Here is an 11,487-nt window from a genome sequence, read left to right on the forward strand (position 1 = left end):
TAATGGGTAAGCTAAGGGTAAATATATAGGTTTGTTCCTGCTCAGAGCTTTTTTAATGCCTGATCTTTTCCACCTTGCAGAAGAGTTGACGTATTTGGCTGCAAGATCGCTTGGTTGGATTGTTCCTGTCAGTTCGCATATACTATAAAATAAAAGAACCCGCACAAGTGTGGGCTCTTTATTACGGGTCTGATTAATCTTTAACTATCCTCGCATCAACGTCCTTTACTTAGTCTTTTATAATTTTGCCGGTCCAATTAAAATCTTTAGCATGTATCTCGATATAGTACATACCAGGCTTAATATGGCCGACCTGTAAGGTTTCTGTCTGACTACCTTTTCTTAACTGAGTCTTGAAATTGCGGATGGTTTGACCTAGTGCATCCGTAATTCTTATATCGGCCGGACCATCTATCGTTGATTGAATCTTTATGCTCAACACATTTTTAACCGGCACGGGATATAATTTAACCTGCATGCCATTCCTATCCATACGTATTGTTCGTATCACAGAATATTTTGAACGCCCATCCATATCCTGCTGGCGGATACGGTAATAATTGATGCCATTGCTCCGGACTATTATGCGTTAGGCTATAATTATTGATAGCAGCGGATGAAGGCTGGAAGGGAACAAATCCGATCGTGCTCCATTTTATACCATCCGCACTATGTTCCACATAATATCCATTTACATTAGTTTCATTGCTTACAGTCCAATCAGCTTCTCTTGAGATGAATGGCCCGCTATATATAGAGGTTTGTAATTTCTGTAAAATATTATACTATCCTTTGTAATCAGGTAATAGTCATTGCTGCCTGCAAGTAAAAAAAGATCTTCATCTTTCGTGTCTTTGTAATATGCGTGAGGAAGTCCCTGGTAAGCCAACCCGGTATCATCGGTTACAAAAAAGTACTTTTTAAGAAACCTCTTGAGATGATGAGGATATACGCTGACTTTTCCCTTTTCTATACAAATGATCTCCTGACCATCAGTCAAAGCATAAAGCAGATCGCCGGCAGGCACGGGAAGAATGGAATAGATCCTGCTTGAAGCAAGCGATAGATTTTGTTTGTCAAACCTTCTTAAACTGTGACCGTCAAACCTTAAAATACCATTTTCGGTAGCCAGCCAGATGAAGCCAGCTTTATCTGGCGCTATCGATTTTATGCTATTCTGCGGCAATCCGTTTTCATCCGTATAATGTTGTACGCTGTATTTTAAACTGTCATTGGCGAAAAGGCAATAGGGAAAAAGTACAAAAATTGCTTTCAGAATATGCCAAAGAAATTGCAGGCAGAAAAGTTTCACAGGATTCATTTATACTACACCTTTTTCGGGAACTGGTTATTAATGATCTAATGAAGGACCACCCGGATCTAAAAACCTGATTTTTTTTATGAACTTTCAATTTACAGAAAATGCCAATCACCCGATAATTATCAAATTGTTCCGAAACTGCTATAAGGATAAGCAGGCAGATATTATCAGTGTATACTCCTAGAGGCAACGAGCCTGACATTTGATGTCAGGCTCGTTGAATAAGTCTTAACCAAAGTTTTAAAGAGCGACCTTGAGAGGCCGCCGCTTATTATAAATCCATCCTTCCAACCCGTTCCAGCTTCTTTCCAGGAAAGAGGTAGCTGGAAAATTTATTAATCGTAATGTAAATGCAGTTTTACCCTCCTGTTTTTTAATCTGCCAGCTGCCGTTTTATTGTCGGCCACTGGTTGATCCTGACCAAAGCCATTTGATTTATTGGGCAACCATCATACTTCTGTAGTCCGGTCACTTCAGGACATTTATCATCCTTATCAGCCAAACCATCTCCATCTTTGTCCGGACATCCCTTCAGGGAAGCAATTCCTGCTACATCCGGACAAGCGTCGCTTGCATCAGCCACACCATCGTTGTCCTTGTCCTTCACTTCCTCTAATACAGGAAGCGCAGGAGCGGGTTTTACGGGCGCTTCCTTTTTGCGTCCAATGGATTGAGTAATCCGATCGAATAAAACATGTTATGATCAAGCTTACTTGCAACTAGGCTGCGGCGGCAATTAGCCTGCAGAAAAATATATACCTCGCCGAACATGTTCACTTGTAAACCGCCGCCTAATGGCACATAAGGTGCCCAGCTGCCTTTGCCATAATTACCGATACCAATACCCGCTGTTATAAAAGGGCTCAGCACATGATTATCATTAATCGGTCTTGCATGAAGCGAACCTTCAAACTAATTGATATAATCCTGCCTGACGGCGCTCTTCTTTACATAATCGGAAAATAAACCGTTATAACGCAAAGAGAAATCGATCTTTTTTTGTTAATCCTTTCCAGTACATCACGGAAAAACCCGGATCCACCTTACCGATCTTAGGGACGGAAGCCGAGAAATCAACAAGTTTAGTACTGAACCCGATAAGAGATCCCTACTTAGGTGAGTCAAACTCCTGGCCAAAAACCGTCGTTCTTATTTGCTTTTTGCCGAACCATTCAATTGAATGAGTTTTAAATTGGATTTTAATGAATATCTGCTGGCAGAACTATCATCTTTTCGTGTAAAAAACAGGTATTTCCCGTCTGCTGTTTCAAGGGCAATATTCATATCCTTCTGAATTGACCATCGAAATCGACCGAACTTCGTCGGCGCCCGTTTTATCCCGCTGATTATTTAATCTAATCAGAAACCAAATCCTTTCCAGATAATGAACAAAGATTTAAAAAACACCACAAACGTTCCGGTAAAAAATGCTATTTAAACAATCTATTCTACCATATATAAAGGTTTAACCGTGGTAATTTGCAGCTAATACTCAAGGTCATAAAGCAGAAATGTTACACATAAAATGAGACTAGCAATCATAAGCGATATTCACGGGAATTTACCTGCGTTAAAAGCAGTTTTGAATGACATAGATTCCAGGGACATTGACCAAATCGTCTGTTTAGGAGACCTGGTCGATTTTGCACCCTGGCCGAATGAGGTTATTCATTTGATCCGTACTTCTAAAATTATGACGATCATGGGTAATCACGATGAAAGGATTGCTTTTGATTTACCCATCATTCCATTATCCAAGCATTCCGAAAAGGAGACAATTGCCAGGGAAAAAGCAATCAATCATAGCAAGAATTCTGTGACAGCAGATAATAAGGCCTACCTGGCTTCGTTACAAAAAAGTATTATCATACAATATGAAAATGTAAAATTACATTTTACACACGCAAGTCCCGAAGGCATTGATGAATATCTTTATGAAGATGAAGAATCACTTGAAAAACGACTGTTATTAGTCAATACAGATTTCCTGCTAATTGGCCATACTCATCTTTCATACATAAAAGACTTCGGCAATAAAAAAGTCATCAACACTGGATCTGTAGGCAGATCTAAGGAAACAGACAGGAAAGCAGCTTATAGTATTGTCGGGGTTACTCCGGATTCAGTTACTGCAGAGATTGTTAAAGTGGATTACCCGATTATTGAAACGGCCAATGCAATTTATAATAGTGATATACCAGATTTTTATGCTGATTTTTTATTATTTCCATGATCATCCTAACTCATGATCTAACTTGTTATCAAACTGATAAGTCCTGTTAAAAAGGCGGCTGTAATAGTCACCAATTATATCCAGTGCCATCATTATCGGGATATTAGCCAGAATGCTTTGCCCCGTTCCATTACCAGCTCATAGCCTTTCTATAAGGTTGATAGTAATACCTACAAAACAGTCATTAACACAATTATTATTAACATAAGGTCCTTTCAGCAGAATTTCATCGCTACTACGAAAGTTTCCGCACCTGTGCCATGCATCGATACTTTCCCTCTTGCAGTGTCTCCGCTTGAGGTTTTCTCTAAAGCATCATGACGACAGGTTCTCACGTTTCATGCAAATGCCTGTGTTAAGCTCGCGCTGTCTATACGCCGGATGTCGTAGCAACAGTAAACAGGTAACCTTGCTACTCTTCCCAACGCTGTTATTGTAGCATTGGTTTTGACATCATCTTATCCTTTCGACGCCTCAGCTGACAGTTCACAAATGTTCGCCTTCTTTAACACGCACCGGACACCTTTAACGATGCCTTACTCCTTTGATGCTCACTACCACAACTCTTAATTGCAGCAGCTAAAGGTGGTTTAATAGCAACTCCTGCAAGTCGCCACCAATGGGCCCTCCATCATCATTTGCATAATTCCAACTACCAATAATTTAAAAGAACTGATTGTTGTTGCGTGACACTCAATAACCAGGATTCTGCATTGCTTGTTTTTCTGCTCCCGTCAAACCTTTTCCATTTGCCTGTACGCCATCAAGAAAGGTCTGAGGTAGTGGACGCAAATTGTGGAAAGCTTTTACATTAGGTCCGCCTTCAAGATTAAATAGCTGAACTCTCTTAACGAGTGTTTGAGTTCTTGCCAGATCTTCCCAACGTTTAAATTCACCACACAATTCGCGGGCACGCTCGTTAAGAACCAGGCATAACATCCTGTCATAAACACTGGACAATCCCAAAGCAGTAATAATATATTCATCCTGTGCCGGCAATGTTCCTGTATTAGTAATAGCCAAACTTGCAGAAGCTGCAGTGGTCACCGGGATATTATTTGATTCATAATAGGAATTTCCCGGGTAAAACGCATTGGTTACCCCAGGCGTTTGTAGTGTAGGAGATAACAATGTATTACCACCATCATTGTATGCCGTACGATTTTCTCCATTGGCAAACTGAGCCCTGGACCTTACGGCATTGATATATGGAAGTGCATCATTGTAACTGCCCTGGCCAGCCTGGGCCAATCTGATTTTTGCTTCTGCTGCTATTAAATAAGTCTCCGCAGATCTGGCCAAAATAAAATCCCTGTGCCCTACAACATCGTTCAAAGAATTTCTTGAACCATCAAAGTGTTTACTCAAAGAGGGAAAACTCTGACCTGCAGTTGTTAAATCAGTATTTAATGCGCCATCTGTTGTTCTGCCATTAGGATAGGCTACATAGGTTGTGGGTATATTTCTTCCTGTACCAAAAACATCCTTGACAAGATTGGTACCTGAGGTCGTTCTTGAAATTTTTGATAATGCATACCGGGTGTCACCGGGTTGATTGATAACAAACATTAAACCCAGGTCCCCCTTAATATTCGGTGCAACCGGTGATGCTCCGTTTATAGCATTTTTGGTTTTGAAAGATTTCCAGAATCTTGAATCATTAACTAAATCATATACCCTGTACATGTAATAAGTTGTTGCCAGTCTGCTGAAAGGTCTGCCCCCGGTTAGATCACGGGCCAGTTGGTCCTGTACATCATATCTCGAGATATAATACAAATGTTGAGTGTTCCCGGTACCGAGATTTGTATTTACATCATTAGTAAACTGGGCAGAAAGAATTACTTCCGGCAATGATTCATTTGGAGAATTGATAACCGTAAAATTCCAGAGACTACCAAAATTTGCAGCGAGCGGGTGACGGCCAATAACCTGGTCACAAAGTGGTCCGATAGCTGCCAGGTCAGCGGCCTTTGTATCATTGTTCCATGAACTGTTTATTTCACTTGTCCTGAATAAATATGCATTTGCCAGGTAATGTGCAGCTGCATCCTGGGTAATCCGGGCAGGACCTCCCGTAACGGGCAACAATTTCATAGCATTGTTTAAATCAGAAATGATCTGGGCACATACTTCTTTTGGGGTCGCTCTTGTAAATTCCAGTTGTACTTTTTCAATTGGCTCCAGTTGCAAAGGCACAGCCCCATATTGACTGACTAATCTTAAATAATTATACGCACGCATAAAATACCCTTCTCCTAAAGCTGTACTCTTAATGGCGGGAGAAATAGAAGTACTGTTTGTGCAATTTTGAATTAATAGATTTGCATCTCCTATTCCAGTGTACAGTGCGTCCCATTGCAAATTGGCCGCAGCTGTGTTGGTATTGATTGTAGCTACTGTCGGATTGAAAGTTGCATCGTAATTGTTCCAGGGCGAATTGGATGGATCCCCGCCAATATGAAATTCATCGGTTCCATAATTTGTAGCCGCATAATTCCACTCGCCATTAAACGGAACGTTAAAAACCTGGTAATAGGTACCCACCACCAATTGCTGTATGCCGGGATCAGTTTTATAAAACTCCGTGGTCCTTGCGGTTGTAAGGTCTTCATCCAAAAACTCCTTTTTGCAGGATGGACTAAAAAATACTACCGCAATAATTATTATTCTATATAAAAAGTTATTCTTTTTCATATAATGCAAATTGAATGTTATTAAAATGACGCATTAATTCCAAATATGAAACCGCGGTTCCATGTTGGCCCACCAACATCCATATTAAGGTGTTTAATATTAGAGAATAACATGCCCGGGTTTGCTACCTGCACATACAATTTTAAATTTGAGACACCTGATTTGCCTAAAGTTTTATTAGCCAGTGTATATCCAAGAGATATATTCCGGATCATAATAAAAGAAGCGTCTGAATATCCTAATGCTGTAAAATATGGATCAACTGGTGCGTTTCCGGCATTATAAATTGGTTTCTGATAATCTGCATTTTGATTATTCGGAGTATAGTAACTAATTTCTCTCTGAACCCCACGGGCTGCAAGTCCCTCACCACCCGTATTGAAGAGATAATCGAGCCTTCCATACAAGAAAATGGAAAAGTCAAAGCCTTTATAAGTAACTGTGTTTGTCATACCAACTACCCAACCTGGTCTTGTGCGGCCGATGATCTTCCGGTCATTATTCGGATCGATTTTTTTATCTCCGTTAAGGTCTGCAACTCTTACATTACCGGGAGAAAATGCGTTAGCACCATATCCTTTCATGGCCACTGAATCGCCCACCTGCCACAAGCCCAGGGATTCATAACCATAAATTACACCAACCGGCTGGCCTATAAACCAATTGTTATTTATATCATCCTGGTTTCCGTTTGATAACGTAACGATACTCTCCTTTTGCCATGCTGCATTTATTGTGGTTGTCCACATTAAATCGCCCCTGTTTATGTTAACTGTTGTCAGGTTAATATCTATTCCTTTATTTTCTGTTTCACCAACATTTGCGAAAGTTGTGGCATACCCGGTTACTGTTGGGATTGATCTTCGCATTAACAAATCGTCAGTATTAGATGTATAAACATCTACACTTCCCGTGACCCTTCTGTTGAATAAAGAAAAATCTACCCCAAGATTATACTGTGTTGTTTTCTCCCACCCTATATCCTGGTTTGCAAAAATTGAATTGGGAATTGAACCAGCTGCATTGGCTGCCACAAAAGGATAAAAGAGAGATATCACTGCACCCTGTGTTGAATAGGGCGCAATCGCGGAGTTTCCTGTAACACCTGCGCCAATTCTCAACTTTAAATCATTCACCCAACCTGCATTCATGAAATTTTCTTTACTGATTCTCCAGGCTAATGCTGCAGAGGGGAAAGTGGAATATTTATGACCTTCAGCAAGCACTGATGAACCATCCTGGCGGGCTGATACTGTCAACAAATACTTTTCCCTGAAACTGTAATTAAGCCTTGCCATATAGGATACCAATTGCTGTTTAACAGTATTGGAGCTTGTACTGATCTGCCCGGTAACTGTTCCACTTGTCAATGCATTCCATAATTGGGAGGCTAGCGGAATTCCGTTTCCTATTATCGTACTTGTATCTCTGGAATATACGGTCTGACTTTGTAGCAACGTTAAACCAAAAGTATGGTCACCAAAGGTTTTGTCATAAAAGAGCAAATTATCGAGTGTGTAGGAAAACGTTTTATAATCAAACAGGGCGGCATAATTTGTACTTCCTCCGTTTGCAACTGAATTTGCATCGATGTAGACTCCGTCACGGTAGTAAGATATATCCGGGCCAAAATTCATACGATATTTCAACCCGTCTAAAACGGGAAGAATTGAGCCAAGATTTAACTGGGCATAGAAACTACCGAACGCCCTGGTTGTTACTCTCTGATCCCGGTTGTAGTTCCATTCATCAACTATGCTCTTAAAAGAATTATCACCACCTGGAAACAGGATCCTCGCGCCGGTAGAATCGTAAGGAACTGCGTATGGAAACAATGATCTGGCTGATTCATATAAGCCACCTTGTGGAGTACCAATCGTTGAAATATTGACTTGTGACTGACCATATTCCTGTTTACTGTAGGTAGCACTGATATTAGCTCCAAAGGCAAGCCATTTGGTTGCATTGATGTCAATACTTGCTTTGCCCGAATACCTTTCATATGATTGTCCTTTTATAGTTCCTTTATTATTCAGGTAACCAAAAGAACCATAGGCTTTTATTTTGTCCGTTCCACCACTTACACTAAGAAGATTATCGGAGGTTTTACCTTGTTGTGTAACCATACCTCTCCAGTCAGTTGTGGCAACCTTTGAACCATCCCAGGTACCCGAGGCCCAGCCTTCGGCAATATTAGCCCAGGCAAAAGGATCACCTGTAGCGTTAAAAAAAGTTCTATCCGTAGCAATTGTTGGTTGATCCCCCCTGGGGTTAGAACTAATTCCTGTTGTGTTATTTAAACCAGCATAGTAATAAGCCCACCTGCGGTAAGTAATATAATCGCTTGCGTTGAATTGTTCCTGATCATCGACTAAATTTTCAAGTCTGACTGAACTGTTCAGGTTAACAGTTATTTTCCCATTCTTACCTTGTTTGGTAGTAACGATCACAACGCCGTTTGCGCCACGTGACCCATAGATGGCAGTAGCAGACGCATCTTTCAATACGTCAACAGATTCTATGTCATATGGATTGATATATTCAATGCCCCCGGTTGTTAATGGAATTCCATCAACGACAAATAAAGGCGAATTTGATGCAGTTAATGAACGAACACCGCGAATATTAATACTTCCAAGTGTACCGGGCCGATCGCTGGAAGTTATATCAACACCCGCAACTTTACCCTGCATAGCCTGTAAGGCATCTGCTACCGGGCGTGATTTAATGTCGTTTTGATCAATCCCTGCAACGGCACCCGTAACGTCCTTCCTTTTAACTGTTCCGTATCCTATTACTACAATGTCTTCAAGCGATGTTGAGGTCGGTACCATGGTAACGGTAAGATTGGTCTGGTCCTGTACGTTGATTTCCTGCTCTGTAAAACCTACATAGGTAAATACCAGCGTTTCTTTACCGGTAGGTACTGTAATGGAAAAAGCGCCGGCTGTATCCGTGGCCGTACCGACGGACTTATCACCTTTTATGGTCACGGTAACTCCGGCCAGAGGCTTACCGTCGTCGCCGGCTACCTTACCCGTTACCCGAACACTTTGTGCCTTAACCGAAAAAGAAGAAATCAGGAAGAGAAGAAAAATGCAAGTTGGAAATAAAGCTGACAATTTAATATTCAGGCAGCATTTTGGTTTGGCAGGACGATTCGGCTGGGAAGCGTTTGGCCTGCAGTTGTTCATTTTCATATTTCTGCAATTTGTTTTAAAGTTATCTATACCGACATTTCGGATAATGCCCCCTTCTTCCGGGTCTGGAACGATAGCTTTACTGCAGGGTTAATAGGATTGATACAAGACGTATGATCTATATCCAAATCTGATTGTTCCCGTTCTTTGCGTGATGGAGTAAATTTGAACTAGTATGGATTAAGTTAGGGTTTTCAAAAATCCTTCACGGTGAATGGACATGCTAATCAAACGTGCTTATAGTGAATATACAAAGAAAAAAAAGGATTTCAGGGTGTTGTTTTCAATCACTAATGGCATATTATCTTTTGCATTCGCAGGCAGATAGATATCCAATAAAAAAAATTAATCACCGGTTTATTTGAGAAAAAGCCGTCGTTGCTGATATCAACAGGAGAAAGAAAACTGGAAGGATATGTGCTTCACGCCTGTTCCAATTGGATTTGGTGACTTACAATATACTGATTAAAGCTTAGTAAGTAATATTGTGAAACTTCGTTAATTCTTATACTCTTTGTCTGTGACCGGTTCCAGCCAAAACGGGCCACCTTTGGATGCATCTGTGATAGCAACCTGAATAAATTCGGTATCAATACTTGCCCCGTGCCAATGTGGAACATTCGGTGGACATTTTATTACATCACCTTTGCGAAGAAGCCTTTTCGGGCCCCCTTTTTCCTGGTAATAACCAACACCTCCTGTAGCCAATAAAATTTGCCCACCCGGATGTGAGTGCCATTTAGTTCTTGCACCCGGTGCAAAAGTTACATTTCCTACTCCTGTATGATTCAGACTATCCGGATTGATCATCGGTTGATGCCATGCATCACCGGTAAAATTGTTGTTGGTTATTTTATCGCCTTTTGCAAATATAATTGCATAAGCATACGAGGCGTTTTTATCACTTGCAACTTCCTTGCTGCTACCGGTGATTGCAAGTGTTTTAGTTACTATATTACTATTCTGACCAGATGTTTTCTCTGGCTCATTAGGGTTTTGTCTACCCTCCAAAACCGATTGCAATATTTCTTTTGCTTTAAAACCTTCTTGCGCACCTATGTCGGACTGTATAATGGATACGAGATCCAGCAATTCTGCTTCCGTTAATCCATTGTATATGCCGACACCAAAATGAGCGCGCAGTTGATTGTCAACACCACCAAGACTTGCAAGCGCTGAGATGGTTGCTAGTTCACGGGTTTTCCACTCGAGGTTGTCACGGCCAAAGATGGCTCCAAATAAATGTTCTTTCAGAAACTGGTCAATCGCAGGAGCAAACTCATACAATTCGCCCTTCACAGGCTGTCCCACCAGCTTTGTTTGCATCTGCGTTCCAAACTGCAGTCTATCCTGATCAGCCGGCATTGGTGACGCCTCCTTGCCCATTTGGTCACTGAAGCCTTTGCTTTTTCTTTCCTTTAATGTTGACATAAATGAGCCAAGCGCATTCAGGCTCCGTGGGAAACCTGCATAAGCATAAAGCTGCACTATTATTTCCTTTATCTCATTAATTGTTAAACCAGCATCTAACCCGGTGTTTAATGCTTTCTGTAAACCTTGCATATTGCCCTGGGCTGTAAACGCAGAAATGCTAACAATGCTTTGCTGTTTTTTATCCAATTGCTGACTGGTTTTAATTGGTTGCTGTGCGTGTAACCCGTTGTTGATACATGAAACAATAAGTACTGGTATCCAGAAATGTTTTATTGATCTCATACGATTCGTTTTCTGTTAAGCACCTTTGACCAACTTTAACCTTATCAACCATTGTTTCACTTCCCTCGCAGCCTGGTGCCTTACTTCATCTTTGATAACAAGTAATTGACCTTCCCGTTCCCGCCCTCCCGACGTCGTGAAGCCTTCCAGTATTGTACTGTTGGGACATAGCTCTTTTACTGTCTCAAAACTGGTTCCGATCCCGTACCCACGTTGGTATTGAAAGGCACGATCGTTTTTCCGCTCAGATTATATTGACTTAAAAAACTTTTCATTGGTGGTGGCAACTTCATGCCCCAGGTTGGAAAGCCTATGAAAAC

The 11,487-nt window shown here is 41.1% G+C and carries 9 protein-coding genes; 1 reads left to right on the plus strand and 8 read right to left on the minus strand.

Annotated features, from left to right (window positions below; genetic code table 11):
- Positions 1-229: 229 nt before the first annotated feature.
- The 4 genes from VK664_RS18205 to VK664_RS18220 all read right to left on the minus strand — a co-directional run bounded on the left by VK664_RS18205 (position 230) and on the right by VK664_RS18220 (position 2,191).
- Positions 230-511 carry a T9SS type A sorting domain-containing protein gene (locus VK664_RS18205; protein WP_461400120.1) on the minus strand — a complete coding sequence of 94 codons (282 nt, stop codon included), beginning with the start codon at positions 509-511 and terminating at the stop codon, positions 230-232.
- Between the two features lie 198 nt (positions 512-709).
- Positions 710-1,312, minus strand: a complete 603-nt coding sequence (locus VK664_RS18210) for a two-component regulator propeller domain-containing protein (RefSeq protein ID WP_461400121.1) — start codon at positions 1,310-1,312, stop codon at positions 710-712.
- 382 nt (positions 1,313-1,694) lie between these two features.
- Positions 1,695-1,928, minus strand: coding sequence for a thrombospondin type 3 repeat-containing protein (locus VK664_RS18215; protein WP_461400122.1), 234 nt, complete (start codon positions 1,926-1,928; stop codon positions 1,695-1,697).
- A gap of 32 nt (positions 1,929-1,960) precedes the next feature.
- On the minus strand, positions 1,961-2,191 hold the full coding sequence (locus tag VK664_RS18220) for a hypothetical protein (protein ID WP_461400123.1): 231 nt from the start codon (positions 2,189-2,191) through the stop codon (positions 1,961-1,963).
- A gap of 655 nt (positions 2,192-2,846) precedes the next feature.
- Here VK664_RS18220 and VK664_RS18225 point away from each other — a divergent pair.
- On the plus strand, positions 2,847-3,554 hold the full coding sequence (locus tag VK664_RS18225) for a metallophosphoesterase family protein (RefSeq protein ID WP_461400124.1): 708 nt from the start codon (positions 2,847-2,849) through the stop codon (positions 3,552-3,554).
- A gap of 693 nt (positions 3,555-4,247) precedes the next feature.
- Here VK664_RS18225 and VK664_RS18230 read toward each other — a convergent pair.
- From VK664_RS18230 to VK664_RS18245, 4 genes are all read right to left on the minus strand, one after another.
- Positions 4,248-6,251 (minus strand): RagB/SusD family nutrient uptake outer membrane protein, encoded by a 2,004-nt coding sequence (locus VK664_RS18230; protein WP_461400125.1) that lies wholly within the window; start codon positions 6,249-6,251, stop codon positions 4,248-4,250.
- A 20-nt stretch (positions 6,252-6,271) separates the two neighbouring features.
- Positions 6,272-9,451, minus strand: a complete 3,180-nt coding sequence (locus VK664_RS18235) for a SusC/RagA family TonB-linked outer membrane protein (protein ID WP_461400126.1) — start codon at positions 9,449-9,451, stop codon at positions 6,272-6,274.
- Between the two features lie 498 nt (positions 9,452-9,949).
- Positions 9,950-11,167, minus strand: coding sequence for a carboxymuconolactone decarboxylase family protein (locus tag VK664_RS18240; RefSeq protein WP_461400127.1), 1,218 nt, complete (start codon positions 11,165-11,167; stop codon positions 9,950-9,952).
- A gap of 176 nt (positions 11,168-11,343) precedes the next feature.
- Positions 11,344-11,460, minus strand: a complete 117-nt coding sequence (locus VK664_RS18245; protein WP_461400129.1) for a hypothetical protein — start codon at positions 11,458-11,460, stop codon at positions 11,344-11,346.
- Between the last annotated feature and the right edge of the window lie 27 nt (positions 11,461-11,487).

Source organism: Flavitalea sp. (assembly GCF_035489435.1).
In the GTDB taxonomy this organism is placed as follows: Bacteria; Bacteroidota; Bacteroidia; order Chitinophagales; family Chitinophagaceae; genus DATHKG01.

Coding starts and splice junctions, on each gene's coding strand:
- VK664_RS18230 (WP_461400125.1), bottom strand. CDS start 6,251: ATGAAAAAGAATAACTTTTTATATAGAATAATAATTATTGCGGTAGTA.
- VK664_RS18240 (WP_461400127.1), bottom strand. CDS start 11,167: ATGAGATCAATAAAACATTTCTGGATACCAGTACTTATTGTTTCATGT.
- VK664_RS18225 (WP_461400124.1), top strand. CDS start 2,847: ATGAGACTAGCAATCATAAGCGATATTCACGGGAATTTACCTGCGTTA.
- VK664_RS18245 (WP_461400129.1), bottom strand. CDS start 11,460: ATGAAGTTGCCACCACCAATGAAAAGTTTTTTAAGTCAATATAATCTG.
- VK664_RS18235 (WP_461400126.1), bottom strand. CDS start 9,451: ATGAAAATGAACAACTGCAGGCCAAACGCTTCCCAGCCGAATCGTCCT.